This window comes from Mesorhizobium sp. BR1-1-15, from assembly GCF_020165475.1.
Taxonomy (GTDB): Bacteria; Pseudomonadota; Alphaproteobacteria; order Rhizobiales; family Rhizobiaceae; genus Mesorhizobium.
Window position 1 is genome coordinate 20,953 of record NZ_JAIUIF010000022.1, and the last position, 17,430, is coordinate 38,382.

The following is a 17,430-nucleotide window of genomic DNA, read 5'->3' on the forward strand; positions in this document are numbered from 1 at the left end:
ATGCGCTAAGTTCACACGCCCGGCACCGCGTGCTCGCGGCGTCTAGGGAGCGGCTGCTGCTCGTGTAGGGGCGTCTTGGCCGGTCTGCGCCACCGCTATGATGTGCGCCAGTGCTTTTTCGACCATGCCGTTGTGGCTGCGTTCGGCAATCAGCCTCGACAGGGTCGCTACCGGCGGTGGGCCGCCACCGATCGCATTCTCCAGCCAATTTGCGGCGAAATCGATCTGCAGCCGCTCCGCCGTCAGCTCGGCTTTTTTGATCTGGGCGCGCAGCTGTTCTTTCGCATTGTCGGCGATATCCTCGCGTGGCGGCTTCAATGTTCGGCGAAGCGCGCGCAGCGGAAGCACTACGTCTTCACGCCAGCTTGACATTGCGGCCCGCAGCGCTGCGATCTCATCGCTTGAAAGGGACTTGCCCAAAGCTATGTCGGCATAGATGAGCATCAGCATTTCCACCACGTCCAGACCTGCCTCGTCCTGCAGGACGAGGCAGGCTTCGGAAACGCCCTCGCGTCCATAGAAGTCAATCAGGAATGCCCATGCGGCGTCTGCGGGAGAGGACTGTTCGTTCAAGTCAATCCTCCTCGTATTGGGTGGCCAGTTCGCCGATCGAGACTGGTTTCAGGGGGGGGCGGATACGGTAATATCCCGTTGCGTCGGGAGTCTGGCCGGTTTCGTGCGCGACGATGGCGCTGACCGTCGGACCACACATACGGCCCTGGCAAGGACCCATGCCGCAACGCAGGAACGCCTTGGCCTGGTTCGGGCCGAGACAGCCCCACCGGACGATGTCGCGAATGGCTCCGGCACGAATAGCCTCGCAACGACATACGACCACGTCGTCCGCCGGAACGAGCACTTCATTGCGCGGACGATAGAGCCGGTCGAGGAAAGGCCTGATCGTCAGGTGGGCGTCAAGGGCCTGCTGCGCGACGGCCTTTCGGCTTTCCAATTCGGTATCGGAAATCTTATCGAGACCCTTGAGGATCGCAAGCGCGCACAACGCGCCGGTATGGGCGCTTGCCATCGCGCCCACGATGCCGCCGCCGTCGCCGGCGATGAAGACGCCCGGAATGGAGGTTTCCCGCATCGGGTCGAGGATCGGGAGGAAGCACTGTTGCTCTTCATCCCATCGATGGGCACAGCCGATGGATCGGGCTATCTGCTGGCTCGGTATCACGCCCTCGTGCAGGGCAACCAGATCGAGGTCGATGCGTATGGTGCCCGTTCGGGTCCGGAAGCTGGCGGCGACAGCCCGCTCGGCGCCCTCGATGCGGAGCTTGGAAACGCCGCGATAGATTTTCACGCCGCGTCGGTGCAACGCGGCCATCAATCCCAGGCCTTTCCAAAGGTAACCCAAACCGTGGCCGCAAACGGCTTTCGGCAAATGCCGCAGTGCGGGTATGAGATTGGTCCGCTTGGCGGTGTCGAGAAGCACGAGGTCGGAAACGCCGGCTTCAAGGCACTGGGCCGCGAACAGGTAGACGAGAGGACCGCAGCCGGCCAGCACGAGGCGCCCGGAAGGGCGAAGCCCCGCATCCTTGAGCATGATCTGCAAGGCGCCGACCGTCAGGACGCCGGGCAGCGTCCAGCCAGGCACCGGAACCGGCCGCTCCATCGCGCCCGAGGCAATGACGAGGGCCTTTGCCTGCAACTGCTCGACCTTGCCGTCGGCCTTCGTCCAGACCGTGCCGTCGGCATCGATGCGCCAGGCGCTCGTGTTGAAACGCAACTCCGCGGCGCTGGCGCGCATCCTGGCCGTCAGCGCAGCGCCGTCCGCATAGTCGGAGCCGAGCACTGCGGAAAGTCTCGCACTGTCCGTGTTGCGTTCGACGGCGCGGTAGATCTGTCCGCCGGGCGCGGGTTGTTCGTCGATGACGAGTGTGCGGGCACCGCCTTCGGACAGTGTTGCGGCAGCCGTCATTCCGGCAGGTCCGGCTCCGATCACGATAGCGTCCCAAAGGCCGTTCATCCGAGCGTCCTCGCACCGTGCTGGCGCCTGATGATCATCCCGGGGCGGGCCCTTGTCAGGCAGGATTGCTGATTCTGCTTGCCGTCGATTTCGACCAGGCACTCAAAGCACACGCCCATCATGCAATAGGGTGCGCGCGGGCTTTCGTCGACAGGGCTTCCTCTCAAGGGTGAAACTCCGGCCGCCAGCAGCGCCGCAGCGACACTGTCGCCAGACTGGAAGGGAACCTGGGAGCCCTCAAAGTCGAGGACGTTGGCGCCCGGAGGCAGTGCGGAACTACACTCAACTCTGGTGAACATCGAACCTGCCGCCTGTGAAGCTCGAAAGATGTTGCGGTAGCCGGCCTTTCGCCAGCGCCGGACCGATTTCCAGCGCATGCACGCTGGCGAGGGTGACGCCGCTGTGGCAGGTGACCGCAAAGGCGCCCGGAAAACGAGCGGATTCCTCGTAAATGGGGAGGCCGTCAGGCGTCATGACGCGCAACGAACCCCAACTGCGCACCACCGTGGCCTCAGCCAGCGCGGGAAAAACGCGGGCTGCCGTCCTGCAAAGCGCGGCCGCGGTAATCACGTCTGTTCCGTCGTCGAAACCTCGATCTTCATGGCTGCTGCCAAGCAGGACCGTGCCCTCAAGCGATTGCCGGATGCAGTTGGTGGCATAGGGCAGGAATGGCTTAATCCGTTCGGTGACGACAATCTGTCCCCGCTCGGGCTTCACCGGCATTGAAAGCTCCACATGCCCGGCGAGGTTGGCCGCGCCCAGACCAGCGGCCAGGGCGATCCGCCTGCCGGTAACGCAGCCAGTACGGCTGACTGCCTTGAACCCGTCCTTTTCCGTGGCGATGTTCTCGACCCGGAAGCCGGGGCGGTAGCTGCCGCCGGCGTCCTGCAGCCCTCCCTGCAGCGCGCGTAGCAGATATAGAGGATTGACGTGGCCATCGAGCGAGGAAAACGAAGCGCCAACCACGTCATCACCGATACCGGGCAGCATAGCCCGCAAGTCGGCGCGGTCGAGGATGGATATGTCGATGTCGCCGCCATCGGCCCGTGTGCGGGCGATGACATCGCGGCGCTTGTCTAGTTCCGCCTCGCTAAAGCAGAATTGCAGCCCTCCAGGTTGCCGCCACCCGATGTCGAAGGAAACGGCGTTGCTCAACTTTGCGGCAAATCCCGGCCACATTCGGCCTGCGTGCAGTGACCATTGCATATAGTGTGGGGTGCCGACGCCCTTTCCCTGGAGCCAGACAAGGCCGAAGTTGCCACGAGCGGCGCGATGGGCCTGGTCGCCTTCGTCGAGCAGGACGACGTTGGCTCCGGCAGTCTGCGCGCCCCATGCAAGGGCCGCCCCGACGAGGCCGCCCCCCACGACGATCAGGTCGAACACCTCCATCGCTACTGCACTTCACGAGGTTTCCGGGTGGAAACCGCGAGGCCTCAAGCCTGCGTGAAGCCACTCGACCAGCGACACGACATCGTAGACAGGTACGCCAAAGGCCTTCTCGATTGCCTGCGAATAGGGAGGAAGATTGGCGCATTCGCTGACCAGGGCGCCTATCGACGGCGTTTCGGCGAGCATGCGCTCCACGGTCTCCAGAGCGTCGCGTTCCTGTGCCGCGTAGGAGACCCGGGAGGCGTTGTTGCGCATATTGGCGCGGATCGGCCCGTCAAAGGCGAGTTCGCCGAGCGGAAGGCCGACAGGAGCCCCGATATTTGTGAAATGCTTGTCTGTAATGGCCTTGCGGTCCGAAACGATGACGCCGACAGTCTTGTCCGCCGGCAACGTCTGCAGCACGAGCGGGATTTGCATCAGACTGGATGAGGCTACCGGCACCCGGCTATAGGCGCGCAATTGCGGATGCACCACTGCCAGGAACCCGCAACTGGTGGCGATGCCGTCCACGCCCAGTTGGGTCAACCGGTCTATCGCATCGTAAAAAGCCGGCAAGACCTTTTCGGGAGCGCCTTCGATCACATCCTGTGGGCGTACTCCGGTGACAACATGATACTGTACCGGAAAACGCCAAGTCAGGGCATTGGCGACATCGCCGGGAAGGCGCTCGAACCCCGTGTCGAGCACGATAATGCCAACATGCGCGCCGTGGACTGGACGGTGGCGGTGCGGGCGATCAGCGGTTTGCAGGACATTAATAACAGGTTGCATTGGTAAGGACTCTGCTGGGTCAGGAGGCGTCGTCGGCGGGCTTCGGACAGGCTTCGCGGTCGACGCTCATTCCCTCCCACCGCCCCACCTTGCCGCTGTCGATGCCGAAGAGGTCGAGCGCGCGGCCGACGCTGTGGTCCACCATCTCTTCGAGCGAGCGCGGCTTGGCGTAGAAAGCAGGCACAGGCGGCATGAGGATCGCCCCTATTTCGGCGAGCGCGGTCATTGTCCGAAGGTGCCCGAGATGCAGCGGAGTCTCGCGAAGCATCAGAACGAGCTTGCGGCGTTCCTTCAACACGACGTCCGCGGCGCGGCTCATGAGGCTAGAGGTGACGCCGGAGGCGATCTCGGACATCGTCCTGACGGAGCAGGGTGCGATCAGCATGCCGAGCGTCCGGAAGGATCCGCTGGAAATCGAGGCGCCGATGTTTTGAACATTGTGGAAGACGCTGGCCCGTTCGGCGATCTCCGCAGGACGCATGCCGAGTTCCTGGGAAAGCGTCAGATGCGCCGACCGCGTCACTATCAGATGGGTCTCGATGCCAGCGGCCCTGAGCTGGTCGAGCGCCCTGACGCCATAGACGGCGCCGGAGGCGCCGCTGATGCCGACGATGATGCGGAGAGGCTGTGGCCCGCCCCCGCCGCCCTGCCAGAGTGAAGCCGATCCGCTCACGCGTTTTCGAACCAGTCCGCAAGGTCGACCTTGTCGGCAAGGCGGATCTTCTTGCGTTCGAATTCGGCCTTGCGGTGGAACGGCTTGGTGGCGTCGACGAGCAGGCGCCCCCAATGATCCTTGGCTTCGTCGCGATAGAAGGAAGGCGTATCGGGAATGATGATCATGTCCTTGTCGGGACGGCAACGGGTCAGGGTCGCCCACATCACGTCGTCCATGCTGTAGATGTCCACATCCTCATCGACGACGGTGACCACCTTGGCCCAGATCGGCTCGGCGCCGATGGTGGCGAGCATCACCTGGCGGGCGTGCCCCTCGAACTGCTGGTCGACCTTGATCACGGCATGATTGACAAAGGGCTGGCAGGTGACGTCGAGAATGCCGGGTAGCGCCGCGCTCAACCGCTGGAAGATGTTGGCGGACACCGACAGTTCCAGCGTCAGCACCTCCTCGGCCGAACCGCACAGTATGCTGTGGAACATGGCGTCGCGCCGCACGGTGACCCCCAAAACCTCGAACACCGCATTTGGGCCTTCAGGGACGTAGTAACCCATGAATTCGCCGAACGGGCCCTCAGGCCGGCGTTCGTTTGGCAGGAAGCGGCCCTCGATGACGATCTCGGTGTCGGCTGGAACCTCGAGGTCGATATACTTGCACTTGCGCATGGCGATGGGGCTGCCCTTCAGCCGCGCCGCGACCTCAAGCTCGTCCACGTCATAGGGCAGCGGAGCCGCGGCGGTGAGGAAGGATGTCGCCGGTGCGCCGATCAGCATCGCCGCCTCCAGCGGCTTGCCCATCTTCTCGGCCTTTTCATGATAGATGGTGAGGTGATGGCGCGGCGCCAGGCGGCAGCGCAACTCGCTGTCGCTCACATACATCGAACGGTGATAGGACAGATTGCCGACCCCCGTTTCGGGATCCTTGGCAATGAACATGGCCGAGGTGAAATAGGGCGCGGCATCGCGATCGGAGTAGGTGATGAGTGGCAGTTCAGACAGCTTGCATTCGGTCAGTTCCGGGTCCTCGACGCTGACGAAGGGTTCGCCAACGCTTGTCGAGCCGAGATTGGCAAGATTGCTCCACTGACGACAGAAATCGGTGGAATCGATGCCGATCACCTCCGCCAGGCGCTCCCGCGAGCCATAGACGTTGGTAACGACCGGAAAGCGTGTGCCCTTGACGTTGTTGAAAAGGATCGGCTTGCCCCAGCGCTTCTGGGCCACATGGGTGACAGCCGCCAGTTCGTGGAACGGATCGATCTCCTTGTCCACAACAAGCAGGTCGCCGCGTTCACGCAAGCGGGCAACGTAGTCTCTCATCGGATTCTCCTGGATGCCGGGGCACTTCGCTGTTGCATAGTGCCGCCGCGGCTCGGTGTGGCTTCATGTGAACTGCGCAACCGGTAACGGTCGCCCGGATAGAGGAAGCGGCTGCGGGTGACGGGCACGCCTTCGCGCCATGTGCGGCGATCGAGCAGAAGGCAAGGCTGGTTGCCGTCGATCTCAAGGGCCCGCCTGCTTTCTTCGTCGGCCCGGATGGCCCGGATCGTATTGTCGACATAGGTGACTTCGGTTTCCCGCAGGAGGTAGGCGTGAGGCGTAATGCGGGTGAAGTCCTGCTTCAGATAGCCGGGGGCCTCCGCCGGGTTGACGAAGCGATCCTCGATCTGGATGGGCGTTCCATCCTCCTTGTGAAGCAGGCGTGAGTGGCAGACCGGCCCTTCATAGGGCAGGGGCAGCATGCCGGCGAACGGACTTTCGGGGGGCACAAAGCCCAGAAAGAGCACTTCGCTGGTATGCACGCCGCCACTGAGGGCGATTTCCTCCGAGACGTCGGGCAGATCGAATATGGCGCACTGCATCCGGGGGCCGACGACGAAAGTGCCGCGACCCTGGATTCGAACCAGCATGCCTTCTGACTGAAGTTCCCGCAGGGCCCGGCGCACTGTCAGGGAAGAGGCGCCGAATTCCTCGGCGAGCAGTTCCTCGGAAGGCACGCGGAAATCGGCAGGCCATTCGTCGCCGCGTATGCGCTTTTCAATGGCCGACTTGATCTGCCCGTAGAGGGGTTGCGAGTTTTGAAGTTCGTTCGCCATTCCAGCCCCATTGTAATATCATATGTTAGGTTAATTGATACGACGAGTTCGGCTGGATTGTCCAGCGCCATTTGGTTCGCTTTGATCATGGCGAGTCTGGAATCGGCGGCAATTCGCGGGAAATTGGTGAAATCTGAGACCAGTTGGGAAACGACGGTCTGTTAAGCCGCGAATCCTAACCGCTTGACAAAGGCTATGCGTCACTTATCCTATCATATATTTTCTAATGTAATATATAAATCTCTTGGTGCGGGAAGGGTTGGAATGAGCAGCGGGATCGTTCGACATAGCGAGAACAATCGCATGAGTCTTGCCGTGGAGGCGGGTGGCTTCGTTTTTCTGGCTGGCCTTACCGCGGTGGAGACGCGCGGCGCTACCGTGGCCGCGCAGACAAAAGAGATCCTCCAGAGGATCGACCATCATCTCGCTGAAGCAGGCAGCAGCAAAGGGAATCTCGTCAGCGCGCAGATTTGGTTGACGGACAGCGCTACGTTCAACGAATTCAATACGGTTTGGGAAGAATGGGTCGCCGATGTCGGCAAGCCCGTTCGCGCCTGCGTGGAGTCGCGGTTGGCTGATCCTGCTCTTAACGTGGAAATCATGGTCACGGCTTGGCGGTGAACGGCCAGTCTTTGTTGATAGACGGGACGTCTTCGCGCGGCAAGCCTGCCAAGGTTCTCGATGATCCCGCGTGGAGCGATAAGACTTTCTCTGCGGAACACGGCAACGCGGCGGCATGATGGAAGCGATATCCAAACGCGACTGGGACGTGATCATTATCGGCGGGGGCGTTGTCGGATGCTCCGCGGCATATTATGCCGCCAAGAATGGAATGCGTGTCCTGCTAGTGGAGCGAGACGCACCGGGATCAGCGCAATCTGGCCGCAACCTCGGCTTTGTCCGTCAGCAGAATCGCGACTTTCGAGAACTTCCACTGATGATCGGCGCCCTGTCGATGTGGAAAGAAATCGAAGCGGAACTGGGGCGCCGGGTGGGATGGCAGCAAGGCGGGAACCTGTCTCTGGCGTTCAGCGAGGCTGATCTTGTTTCCCGGCGTGCCTGGCAAAAGCGGGCGGCCGAAGAGTTTGGGCTCGACACGCGGATGCTGTCGGCAACGGAAACCCACGCGCTGGTACCTCAACTGGCAACTGATTGCGGCGTGGTCGGAGCGATGTACACGCCCAGTGATGGGAAGGCCGAGCCTGCCCGAGCGACCCGGGCGTTTTTTGATGCGGCGCTCGGAGCCGGAGCGGCATTCGCTTTCGGTGAGTCGGTCACTCGCATAGAAACCGGCGCCGGGAAAATCTCCGGTGTCCGGATCCGCGGTCGGCTTTACCGCGCGGGCACGGTAATCGTCGCCGCGGGAGCCGGGAGTGCCGCCCTGTTGAGGAAGGCAGGACTGGATCTGCCTCAGGAGTTCGTCCGGGCGACGGTCGCAAGAACGGTGGCGAGGCCCGAATCGCGCATAGCGGCCTGCGTCTCGGGTCAACATACCGGCATCCGGCAGGATCTGAACGGGGCCTATTTGATATCCGTCGCCGGAGGTGAATACGACCTGCGGCTGGATTCCTGGCGGCATATGCGATGGTACGAGGCCACACGAAAGTCCAATCCCGATGCGGCACGCATAGATTATCTTGCGCCGATCAAGCGGTTTTTTCCGTTGCGGACACACTTGCCGGTCGCCGACTTTCCGCCCAGCCGCGACAACCCGCGTCCGGAACTCTTTCGCGTGGAGCAGGCGAGTCGTGAGTTTTCTCGGCTCTTGCCGACATTGGCCTCTCTGGAGATCGAGACCTTTTGGGCGGGGATCATCGACACAATGCCGGATGTCATTCCGGTCCTGGGCCCAATTGAAGGCATATCGGGCATGCTTGTCGGAGCAGGGTTCAGCGGTCATGGCTTTGGCCCGGGCCCGATGGCCGGAAAGGTTCTCTCGGACCTCGCCGCGGGCCGGCGATCGCCCGTTGACATTTCGGCCTTGTCACCAATGCGCTTCGCAAAAAGTTGGACCTCGCCGAAGGCAGGATGAATACTGCGGAATAGGTTATCTCGCAGTAGGGACCGTCTTGCCGCAACTCGTCGCGGACTCGCGCTTAACCGGATCTTGGTCTCGATCTTGATGGCAGGCGCTTCAGCCGCTTCAAGGTGCGCAACTGGCAATCCGCAGGCCGGCCGGGAAAGACCAAAAAAGGCGGCCGCGAGGAGGGGGAGCCATACAGCCCGGAAGCAGAGCGGTCCAACTCCGGGATTGTCCGTTCACCCCAGGATTACCGAGTCGGATCTGGACGCGGTGATCTCAATCTCGACCCGGGCACCGGACGCAGGAATCTGGCAGATGAGAAAGGTGCTTGTTGGTCTGATGTCGCCGAAGACCTCACCAAGAACCGGTACGACGGCCGATGCCGCCTCGGCGTCCGTAACGAAGACGCGGCTAACCACAGCATCGGCCAAGCTCGATCCCGCCTGGCGAAGGGTATCGTTGATCGACGACAGGGCATTTCGTGCCTGCTGGGCTGGATCCTCGGGAAACTCGTTTGTGACTGGATCGCGTCCAGTAGTGCCCGAAACGTAGATATCCTACCATCGATGACGGCTTTGGCGTAACCGGCTATGGCTTCGGACGAGGCCCCGGAAAAGATTCGATTGCGCATCAAAGTTCCAGCCTCAAGTTGAGTGATGCTGCCGATGGGTAGGGTAGGCCCGGTATTCCTGCGCATCACAGAAAAGGGACATGGCACTTGCGCGGCCCGACAGGGCATCCAAAGTCAGATCGGCCCAGCCGGGTTGCGCATAGTTGCCTTTACTCGATCGGTTCACCAAGCACCGGCATTGGGCATTGAGGCCCAAGGCTCCACCGGCGGCAACGGTGTACCTCGCTGCATCAGTTCGATTGAAATGAGGTCGGGCGATCGGACAAACGCCATGCGACCATCTCGCGGTGGTCGGCTCAGCGTAACGCCGCCCTTCACCAGCCGCTCGCAGACTGCGTAGATGTCGTCCACTTCGAGGCCCAGGTGCCCGAAATTCCGGGCCGATCCATAGTCCTCGATATCCCAATTGTAGGTGAGCTCGATCTGCGGCGCGCTGCCTCCGAGAATCTCGATATCGTTGGGAGCACAGAGGAAGACCAAGGTGTAGCGGCCTTTTTCATTTTCCGTGCGCTTCACTTCGACAAGCCCGAGCTTGTGCACGTAAAAGTCCAAAGCGGCATCCAGATCGCGCACTCGCACCATGCTGTGGTTGAACTTCATCTCATCCTCCGCAGTTAATCGAACTGGGACAGTGCTATACGTTTCAGCAGCCAATTTCCATATCAATAAACGTCATTAATGATATTTTTGATCTGCGCTGCCCACTCGGTCCGCTTTACGGCGCGCATATTGCCAATTCTGCTGTTTTTGCCCGTCCTTGCAAGGGCTTGAGCTTCTCGGGTGGCGTCCAGGGAATCGTCTCAGCCTCCGTGCCCATGGGATGGGATACCGGCAAGCGGCGAAGAAGAGACCGGATCAATCAGGGGATTCAGGCATCTGGCTTGATAAAACTGATATTATAGCATAGAAGAAAAAATATCATATGCACATGGAGCGAGAGAGTGTCGATTCTTGAGGCGATTGGCCGGGTAATCATTGGCGGTTTTTTCCTGATCGCCGGCGCGCGGCACTTTCTGCATTTCAAGCAGCGGGTCACGGTGGTGAAAACCAGCTATGGCTGGCTTTTGCCGGCGCCGATAATGGCTGCCGGGTTTGCGACTCAGGCAGTGGCGGGCCTGGCGCTGATCGCCGGATACTGGGTATTGCCGGCGGTCGTTGTGCTGATCGCCTTCCTTGTGGTGGCGACCCCGCTTTACCACAACATGTTTATGTATAGCGGGCCGGAACGCGACCGACACTTTTACATGATCCTGGTCAATTTCTCGCTTGTGGCGGCGTTGCTGCTCCTAGCGGCAGACGCGGTCTAAGGGTCAGGCCGATGGCAGAGCCTGATGAAACGTGCGACGTATTGGTCGCGGGATCTGGCTCGGCCGGCCTGGCAGCGGCACTTCGCACTTCCGCCGCGGGTCTATCCACCATCATTCTTGAACGGACCGGTCTCGTCGGCGGGACCACGGCGATGTCCGGAGCGGCCGTCTGGATTCCGGCGAACCACCACGCTGCCGCCGCTGGCCTGTCGGACGACCGGGAGCGCGCCCTGACCTATATCCGGGCTGTGGCTCCCGACGGTTGGAGGGAGACCGAAGACGCGCTCTGGCGCAGCTTCGTCGATGAGGCCCCGAACATGCTGGCCTTCCTCGAAAGGGAGACCCCGCTACGCTTCTCGCTGATGACGGAGGGCGATCCTCATCTCGAAAAAGCAGGAGCCGTGAATGTCGGGCGGATGCTGTCGCCCGGGGTGCTAAGACGGAAGCTAGCCGGGCCCTATGCCCGGATTCTGAGGCCCCCAAGTCTCCCGCATGTATTCACTTTCCAGGAGATGCTTGAACTCGACCCATTCCATCATCCGGTCGAAGCCGCCTTCAGAAGGTGGCCGCAATTGTTCTGGCGATTGCTAACCGGCGCCAGAGGGATGGGAACCGCCCTCGTCACGGGGCTGCTCAAAGGTTGCCTGCACCATGGCTGCCGGATAGCGCTCGAAGCCCGCGCGGTCGCCCCGATCGTTGAAAAGGGACGCGTGAAGGGGCTGGTGGTCGAGGCGGCGGGCGCGAAACGGAGCATCCTGGCTCGCAAGGGAGTCGTCCTGGCTACCGGTGGATTTGAATGGAATAACGAATTGCGGGAAAAGCATTTTCCCGGGCACTGCGATTTCATCGCAAGTCCGCCGGGAAATGATGGGGACGCTGTTCGTATCGCGGTTGCGGCCGGTGCAGAACTTGCTCACATGGATCAAGCGAACATCACTGGAGGCTTCCCGCTGAGTGGGTCACGTCGACCCTTTGGCGTCAGCTCTTTTTTTCACCAGGAACCCAACGCGATTGTTGTCAACCGGCATGGCCGACGTTTCGTCAACGAATACCGCTTCAACCTGGGGGAAGTCATAGATGAACGCGATCCTTCCACTGGTCAGCCGGTTCATCTGCCGGCATGGCTTGTCAGCGATCAAGCGTTCCTTGAGAACTCGCCCATCCTGCGGCACTTTGCAGCGCGCAATCCGGGTTGGACCAAGAAGGCGCAAACATTCTCGGCGCTTGCCGAAGCAACCAAACTGCCCGCCGATGAATTCGCGCGGACGATCGAGCGTTTCAACGCGTCCTGTGCGTCCGGCGTGGATGGACAATTTCATCGTGAGGGTATGGCATCGGGCCAGGCGAAGAAGGGTCCCGGGAAAAGCCGCCTGTCACCGATCCAAAAGGCTCCCTTCATCGCAATTCCATTCAACCGTACCATCGTCTCAACCAAGGGCGGACCTCGAACCGACGCCGGCGGTCGCGTGCTCAGAGCGGACGGGAGAGTGGTCGAAGGTCTCTATTGCGTGGGCGTGGCGATGGCTAATCCGTTCGGCACGTGGGCGGTGGGAGCCGGCACCACATTGGGGCCCAACCTGACGTGGGGCTACATCTGCGCGAAGTCCATCATCTGCGCAAACGACTGAGCCATTTCGAAGGATGCCTGAAAAACGAGCAGTCAATGACCACGCGATGGCCTTCAAGTGAAAGGACCCGGCGCTACTGGATGCCGAAGGGCACGCCGGCCAGCATGGCCGGCCAAGGCGGCGCTTGCCTTCCATGGCGGCGGCCTAGTCGAAGCGGCGTAGCGTTCCCGAACCTTTGGCATGCGCCCCTTCCAGGTTCGTGCGGCCGTCACCATCGACGGAAGCGGGAAGGCGGCGCCAAAAATCGCCGTCCGCGTCCATGGATTGGCGTATGCCAGGTTCAGATGATGCGCGAAAGAAACGCGCGTGTCCGCTCATGACGGGGGCTGCCGAAAATCAGCTTTGGTGGCCCTTCTTCAATGACCATCCCGCCGTCCATGAATACGACCTTGTCCGCCACATCTTCGGCAAAGCGCATTTCGTGAGTGACAACGATCATCGTCATGCCGTCGGCGGCGAGCGAGCGCATGACGTCGAGCACCTCGCCGACGAGTTCGGGATCCAGTGCACTCGTCGGCTCATCGAAAAGCATGAGCTTGGGCTTCATCGCCAAAGCGCGCGCGATTGCCACCCGCTGCTGCTGGCCGCCGGAAAGCTGATCCGGATAGGCATCGAGCCTGCTGCCCAGCCCGACCCGTTGGAGGAGTGCGATCGCCTCGCCGACAACCTCCTTCCGTGGGCGCTTTTGAACCAGGATGGGGGCCTCGATCACATTCTGCAGCGCAGTCATATGGGCGAACAGATTGAAACGCTGGAAGACCATGCCGATATTGGATCGCCTGACGGAGATTTCCCTTTCCTTAAGTTCATAAAGTCGATCTCCCCTGCGGCAGTATCCCACCAGGTCGCCATCGACATAGAGCGCCCCGGAATCGATCTTCTCCAAATGATTGATACATCTGAGCAAGGTCGACTTGCCTGAACCGGAGGGGCCGATCAGGCATACGACCTCTCCGAGTTCGACATCGAAATCAATTCCCTTGAGGACTGAAAGGGCGCCAAAGCTCTTGCCCACCTGAACGGCGGAAACCATGGGCATTGTCATTTCGAATTCCTTATGCCTGAGCCACCGAACATCCGTCTCGACCATGATACCGTTGCCGTGCGGTCTCCCCGAGCAAATCGTTTCTCTATCCGTCCCTGTATCGCGGTCATCACAGAGGTTATGGCGAGGTACCAAACGCAGGCGACGAGCAGCAGCGGGATGGTCTGGAAGGTGCGCGATGAGATCGTCTGGACCGAATAGAGAAGATCGGATAGCGCAATGACGCTCACCAGCGACGTCATCTTCAGCATCCCGATCGTCTCATTGCCCGTCGGCGGCACGATGACTCGTACTGCCTGCGGGAGAACGATCCGCCTCAGAATCTGTCCTGGCCTCATTCCCAGCGCCCGAGCAGCCTCCTGCTGACCTTGATCTACCGACATGATGCCAGCGCGGACGATCTCCGCCATGTATGCGCCTTCGTTGAGGCCGAGGCCGAGCAGGGCGGCAGAATAGGGTGTGATCAGATCGTTGGCCGAACCTCTGAAGAAGGTCGGGCCGAAGGGAATTCCAATAACGATTTCCGGTATCAGGAAGGCGAGATTGTACCAGAAAATGAGCTGCACAAGGACCGGCGTTCCGCGGAAGAACCAAAGGTAGAGCCCGGCCGGCACATTGAGAAAAGGGTTCTCCGAAATCCGCATGATCGCGAGGATGACGCTCAAAACGGTTCCGATGCACATCGCGGCAACGGTCAGCCATAGTGTCAGTCCAAGCCCTTGCAGGACGATCGGCTCAAACACGTTCGCGAAGACCACGTCCCACCCAAAGTTGGTATTGGTGACGATTCCATGAGCCAGCCATATCGCCGCCGCCGCCATGGCCGCTGCGGCGATCCATCTGCCCGGCTTGCGGACAGGAACAACCATCAGCTTGTGATCAGACGCAAGATTGCGTTGCAGCCGCTTCTGCTCCGTCTGGTCGAGCGGCGTCTCAGGCACGAGCCGGTCGAACTTTCGTGGTTGCATGGCTTCCAACATTTCCTCCCATGCGCCGTAGTCTTGCAAGAAGATTCGGCGCTGTCTTCATCGAAGTCCAGATGGTTGTCCCGGCGGGTTTTTTCCGGCTCCGATTCCCGATTGGGCGATCGGAGCCGGAAAGCTGCGGTGCCAAGGCAACGATGGAAGCTTGTGCCTTGGCCGTTCGGGTCTCAGTTGGCGGTCGCGCCCTTGGAGACCAGATTGATGCCGGGCGTTTTCAGCTTCAGAGCCGCGATATCCCATTTGTCCATGATGCGGTCATAGACGCCTTCATCCATCAGCGCTTTCGTTCCGGCCAATAGCGCATTGGCCAGTTCCGTGTTGTCTTTCTTGACGATGAAGCCGTCGATTTGCTTCGGCAGCACGTCAAGCACAATCAGCTTCACCGGCTGAGACGACTGTTTCTTGATAAACGCGGCGGCGGAAGCATCGTTGACCAGGAAGTCGACGCGGCCTGAAAGCAGCGCCAAGATAGTGGCATCCGCCGAAGCGAACTCGTTCGTTGCGATCGGCGCCTTGCCGTTCTTCACGCAGAGAGGCGAAAGCAATTCCTTGATGCTCTGGACAAATGTCGTGCCCTTCTGCGCGCCGCTTTTCAGGCCGCACAGGCTCAGCGGATTGTCGGTGATCGCACTGTTCTCAAGCGTGAAGATGCCGTTGATGGAAATCGACAGATCGACGAACGTCACCTGTTTCTCGCGCTCGACCGTGTCGGAGATGCACTCCATCGCGGTGTCGTAGCGACCGCTCTGGACGCCGGGAATCAAGCCATCGAAGTTGATTGATTCCGCTTTGACCTTGACCCCGAGCTTCTTCGCCAGGGCATCCCAAAGGTCCGGCTCCCAGCCGATCATCGTGACATTGTCTTCCGCGAAGCTCTCGCACGGAGGATAATGCGCATCGGTCGCCAGCTTGATAATTCCGGAATCCTGGATGCTCTTGGGCAGCATCGCGTGCAGGGCCGGATCGGTCTTGACCGAAGCTGTGATTGCGTCATCGGCAAGCGCGACTGTCGGCCTGCCGAGCACGAGAGCGGTCACGGCAAGGAGCCCGACCGAAACTGCAAGTATCACTTTCCTCATTTTACTTCCCCTTCGCTTGTGTGGTTGAGAGGGTTTGACACCCTTTTGTTTGCTCACCCCTTCTGCCGAGGGTGCTTCTGCCGGCCAGCTATCGAACCGGCTAATTTTGCTCGCGTCAGACAGGATGGCTCACGCCCTTCCCGATCTGCGGTTTCTTAAATCTGTCAGCGAGTAACGCGTATGGATCGCCTCGGGATCGAGGGCGAGTTCGATCAGGGCAGGGGTGCCAGAGCCGATCGCGCGCTCGAACGCCGGAGCGAAATCCTCGGTCTTACGCACACGCTCGGCGTGGGCGCCGTAAGCCTTGGCAAGCATGCAGAAATCGGGATTCGTCAGGTTGGTCCCATTGACGCGGCCTTCGAGCCTGTTTTCCTCATGGATACGGATCGTCCCGTACATGTTGTTGTTGAAAAGCAGGATGATGACGTTGGCGCCGTACTGGACAGCGGTTGCGAGTTCTTCTCCGCACATCTGGTAGCAGCCGTCGCCGACGAAATTGACGACAACCCGCTCCGGGTAAAGCAGTTTCGCCGAGATGGCGGCCGGAAGGCTATAACCCATCGAGCCGCTAATCGGACCAAGTTGCGTATGCAGCTTGTAGTGGGCGAAATATCTTTGACTCCAGGTCGCGTAGGCGCCCACGCCGTTCGTCACGATCGCATCATCGGGCAACCGGTCCCGAAGCCATTTCATCATGTTCGGCAAGTCGATCGGACCTGGGCACGGTCCCGGCGTCGTTTCCATCTCGAAGGTTTTGCGCAGCCGGCGGACCCATTCCGCTCTCGCAGCGCGGTCGACCGGAGGAAACTTGGCTAGCGCGGCGGCGAACGCGTCGTTGCCGGCAAGTATTGCGAGATCGACCTGAAAGACCCGGTTCAATTCTTCCAGGCTGCTCGTCACATGGACGAACTTTTGCTTCGGCACGGGAATATCAAAGAGCGTGAAGCCCTCCATATATCCGGCACCAATCGTGTTCACATCGCTGAGCGCGTCATTGACCATGATCACCAGGTCGGTGTCTCTGATGTGCGAAAGCAGAGCCGGATTGGCGCCAATGCCGATCTCTCCGGCGTAGCATTGCAGTCGATGGTCGATGATGTCCCGACGACGAAACGTGGTGACGACCGGCACGCTGCAATTCTCGGCAAACCGCTGGATGTCGTCGCGCGCCTGCTCGGTCCAGCCCGAGCCGCCGACGATAATTAGCGGCCGCTCCGCATCGCAGAGCATGGCGCGGACCTTCTCCATGTCGGCGAGCGCGGGTGTCCCAACCGAGGCTCGCCTGTAAGGCTTTCCTTCCGCCACGACGCATTCCTCCTCGAGCACGTCCTCCGGCACCACAAGGACGACTGGACCCATCCGGCCGGTCATGGCCGTGTGGTAGGCCCGCTGGATGAATTCCGGGATGCGTCTCGGGTCATCTATCTGCGCTACCCATTTCGTCATGGGCGCGAACATCGTGCGAAAGTCGTAGGACATGAACGCTTCGCGCTCCATCAACCCACGCTTCACCTGGCCCACCATCAGGACCATCGGCGAAGAATCCTGGTAGGCCGTGTGCACGCCGTTCACAGCGTTGGTGGCGCCGGGACTGCGTGTGACAAATGCAATGCCGGGCCGTCCGGTCAGTTTGCCATGGGCCTCAGCCATCTGGGCAGCGCCGTTTTCGTGGCGGCAGGTGACTGTGCGGATTTCCGGATGACGGCACGCCAGAGCGTCCAGAACGGAAAGAAAGCTCTCGCCAGGGACGTGGTAGACAAGTTCGGCTCCGTTGAGCCTAAGTTCGTCAGCGAGGATCTCGCTGCCTTTCCGCTTCATCACCTGCGCACCCGCT

The 17,430-nt window shown here is 60.8% G+C and carries 18 protein-coding genes; 4 read left to right on the forward strand and 14 right to left on the reverse strand.

Annotation, left to right across the window (positions count from 1 at the left end):
* Nucleotides 1-42: 42 nt before the first annotated feature.
* The 8 genes from LB541_RS26160 to LB541_RS26195 are packed head-to-tail and all read right to left on the reverse strand — an operon-like array spanning nucleotide 43 to nucleotide 6,900.
* Entirely contained in the window at nucleotides 43-573 is a 531-nt protein-coding gene (locus tag LB541_RS26160) for a TIGR02444 family protein (protein ID WP_181171700.1), read from the reverse strand.
* Nucleotide 574: 1 nt separating this feature from the next.
* Nucleotides 575-1,972 carry an NAD(P)/FAD-dependent oxidoreductase gene (locus LB541_RS26165; protein ID WP_140672556.1) on the reverse strand — a complete coding sequence of 466 codons (1,398 nt, stop codon included), beginning with the start codon at nucleotides 1,970-1,972 and terminating at the stop codon, nucleotides 575-577.
* Complete coding sequence (locus tag LB541_RS26170; protein ID WP_318012637.1) at nucleotides 1,969-2,349, reverse strand: (2Fe-2S)-binding protein; 381 nt, start codon at nucleotides 2,347-2,349, stop codon at nucleotides 1,969-1,971. Before LB541_RS26170 ends, LB541_RS26165 begins: the two co-directional genes overlap by 4 nt.
* Complete coding sequence (locus LB541_RS26175) at nucleotides 2,255-3,361, reverse strand: NAD(P)/FAD-dependent oxidoreductase (protein WP_224619922.1); 1,107 nt, start codon at nucleotides 3,359-3,361, stop codon at nucleotides 2,255-2,257. The genes LB541_RS26170 and LB541_RS26175 overlap by 95 nt, the downstream gene beginning before the upstream one ends.
* Nucleotides 3,362-3,373: 12 nt before the next feature.
* A complete protein-coding gene (locus tag LB541_RS26180) occupies nucleotides 3,374-4,132 on the reverse strand; it encodes an aspartate/glutamate racemase family protein (protein WP_140672554.1) in 759 nt (252 codons plus the stop codon).
* A 19-nt stretch (nucleotides 4,133-4,151) separates the two neighbouring features.
* Nucleotides 4,152-4,805 carry a UbiX family flavin prenyltransferase gene (locus LB541_RS26185; protein ID WP_140672553.1) on the reverse strand — a complete coding sequence of 218 codons (654 nt, stop codon included), beginning with the start codon at nucleotides 4,803-4,805 and terminating at the stop codon, nucleotides 4,152-4,154.
* Complete coding sequence (locus LB541_RS26190; protein WP_140560683.1) at nucleotides 4,802-6,124, reverse strand: UbiD family decarboxylase; 1,323 nt, start codon at nucleotides 6,122-6,124, stop codon at nucleotides 4,802-4,804. The genes LB541_RS26185 and LB541_RS26190 overlap by 4 nt, the downstream gene beginning before the upstream one ends.
* A complete protein-coding gene (locus tag LB541_RS26195) occupies nucleotides 6,121-6,900 on the reverse strand; it encodes a UTRA domain-containing protein (RefSeq protein ID WP_140560684.1) in 780 nt (259 codons plus the stop codon). The genes LB541_RS26190 and LB541_RS26195 overlap by 4 nt, the downstream gene beginning before the upstream one ends.
* Before the next feature lie 264 nt (nucleotides 6,901-7,164).
* On the opposite strand from LB541_RS26195, the gene LB541_RS26200 reads away from it, so the two are divergent.
* The gene (locus tag LB541_RS26200) at nucleotides 7,165-7,521 is read left to right on the forward strand and encodes a RidA family protein (protein ID WP_140672552.1); all 357 of its coding nucleotides are present in this window, start codon (nucleotides 7,165-7,167) and stop codon (nucleotides 7,519-7,521) included.
* A gap of 115 nt (nucleotides 7,522-7,636) precedes the next feature.
* Nucleotides 7,637-8,932 carry an NAD(P)/FAD-dependent oxidoreductase gene (locus tag LB541_RS26205; protein ID WP_140672551.1) on the forward strand — a complete coding sequence of 432 codons (1,296 nt, stop codon included), beginning with the start codon at nucleotides 7,637-7,639 and terminating at the stop codon, nucleotides 8,930-8,932.
* Between the two features lie 227 nt (nucleotides 8,933-9,159).
* On the opposite strand, the gene LB541_RS26210 is transcribed toward LB541_RS26205, so the two are convergent.
* Both LB541_RS26210 and LB541_RS26215 read right to left on the reverse strand, forming a co-directional pair.
* On the reverse strand, nucleotides 9,160-9,477 hold the full coding sequence (locus LB541_RS26210) for a Rid family hydrolase (RefSeq protein ID WP_224619939.1): 318 nt from the start codon (nucleotides 9,475-9,477) through the stop codon (nucleotides 9,160-9,162).
* A gap of 239 nt (nucleotides 9,478-9,716) precedes the next feature.
* On the reverse strand, nucleotides 9,717-10,154 hold the full coding sequence (locus tag LB541_RS26215; RefSeq protein WP_140672550.1) for a VOC family protein: 438 nt from the start codon (nucleotides 10,152-10,154) through the stop codon (nucleotides 9,717-9,719).
* 341 nt (nucleotides 10,155-10,495) lie between these two features.
* Between LB541_RS26215 and LB541_RS26220 the strand changes: the two genes are divergently transcribed.
* Nucleotides 10,496-10,861: a DoxX family protein gene (locus LB541_RS26220; protein ID WP_181167694.1), complete on the forward strand. Its 366-nt coding sequence runs from the start codon at nucleotides 10,496-10,498 to the stop codon at nucleotides 10,859-10,861.
* An 11-nt stretch (nucleotides 10,862-10,872) separates the two neighbouring features.
* Nucleotides 10,873-12,489 carry an FAD-dependent oxidoreductase gene (locus LB541_RS26225; protein WP_140567935.1) on the forward strand — a complete coding sequence of 539 codons (1,617 nt, stop codon included), beginning with the start codon at nucleotides 10,873-10,875 and terminating at the stop codon, nucleotides 12,487-12,489.
* Between the two features lie 280 nt (nucleotides 12,490-12,769).
* Here LB541_RS26225 and LB541_RS26230 read toward each other — a convergent pair whose 3' ends face one another.
* The 4 genes from LB541_RS26230 to LB541_RS26245 form a co-directional block, all read right to left on the reverse strand.
* Entirely contained in the window at nucleotides 12,770-13,534 is a 765-nt protein-coding gene (locus LB541_RS26230; protein ID WP_140560690.1) for an amino acid ABC transporter ATP-binding protein, read from the reverse strand.
* Nucleotides 13,531-14,355: an amino acid ABC transporter permease gene (locus LB541_RS26235; RefSeq protein ID WP_210240097.1), complete on the reverse strand. Its 825-nt coding sequence runs from the start codon at nucleotides 14,353-14,355 to the stop codon at nucleotides 13,531-13,533. The genes LB541_RS26230 and LB541_RS26235 overlap by 4 nt, the downstream gene beginning before the upstream one ends.
* Nucleotides 14,356-14,684: 329 nt before the next feature.
* Nucleotides 14,685-15,596, reverse strand: coding sequence for an ABC transporter substrate-binding protein (locus LB541_RS26240; protein ID WP_140672549.1), 912 nt, complete (start codon nucleotides 15,594-15,596; stop codon nucleotides 14,685-14,687).
* A gap of 129 nt (nucleotides 15,597-15,725) precedes the next feature.
* Entirely contained in the window at nucleotides 15,726-17,414 is a 1,689-nt protein-coding gene (locus LB541_RS26245) for a thiamine pyrophosphate-binding protein (RefSeq protein WP_140567995.1), read from the reverse strand.
* Nucleotides 17,415-17,430: the final 16 nt, after the last annotated feature.

Coding starts and splice junctions, on each gene's coding strand:
- LB541_RS26225 (WP_140567935.1), top strand. CDS start 10,873: ATGGCAGAGCCTGATGAAACGTGCGACGTATTGGTCGCGGGATCTGGC.
- LB541_RS26205 (WP_140672551.1), top strand. CDS start 7,637: ATGATGGAAGCGATATCCAAACGCGACTGGGACGTGATCATTATCGGC.
- LB541_RS26200 (WP_140672552.1), top strand. CDS start 7,165: ATGAGCAGCGGGATCGTTCGACATAGCGAGAACAATCGCATGAGTCTT.
- LB541_RS26215 (WP_140672550.1), bottom strand. CDS start 10,154: ATGAAGTTCAACCACAGCATGGTGCGAGTGCGCGATCTGGATGCCGCT.
- LB541_RS26190 (WP_140560683.1), bottom strand. CDS start 6,124: ATGAGAGACTACGTTGCCCGCTTGCGTGAACGCGGCGACCTGCTTGTT.
- LB541_RS26165 (WP_140672556.1), bottom strand. CDS start 1,972: ATGAACGGCCTTTGGGACGCTATCGTGATCGGAGCCGGACCTGCCGGA.
- LB541_RS26230 (WP_140560690.1), bottom strand. CDS start 13,534: ATGACAATGCCCATGGTTTCCGCCGTTCAGGTGGGCAAGAGCTTTGGC.
- LB541_RS26245 (WP_140567995.1), bottom strand. CDS start 17,414: ATGAAGCGGAAAGGCAGCGAGATCCTCGCTGACGAACTTAGGCTCAAC.
- LB541_RS26240 (WP_140672549.1), bottom strand. CDS start 15,596: ATGAGGAAAGTGATACTTGCAGTTTCGGTCGGGCTCCTTGCCGTGACC.
- LB541_RS26235 (WP_210240097.1), bottom strand. CDS start 14,355: ATGGCGGCGGCGGCGATATGGCTGGCTCATGGAATCGTCACCAATACC.
- LB541_RS26175 (WP_224619922.1), bottom strand. CDS start 3,361: ATGGAGGTGTTCGACCTGATCGTCGTGGGGGGCGGCCTCGTCGGGGCG.
- LB541_RS26180 (WP_140672554.1), bottom strand. CDS start 4,132: ATGCAACCTGTTATTAATGTCCTGCAAACCGCTGATCGCCCGCACCGC.
- LB541_RS26195 (WP_140560684.1), bottom strand. CDS start 6,900: ATGGCGAACGAACTTCAAAACTCGCAACCCCTCTACGGGCAGATCAAG.
- LB541_RS26170 (WP_318012637.1), bottom strand. CDS start 2,349: ATGCGCTGGAAATCGGTCCGGCGCTGGCGAAAGGCCGGCTACCGCAAC.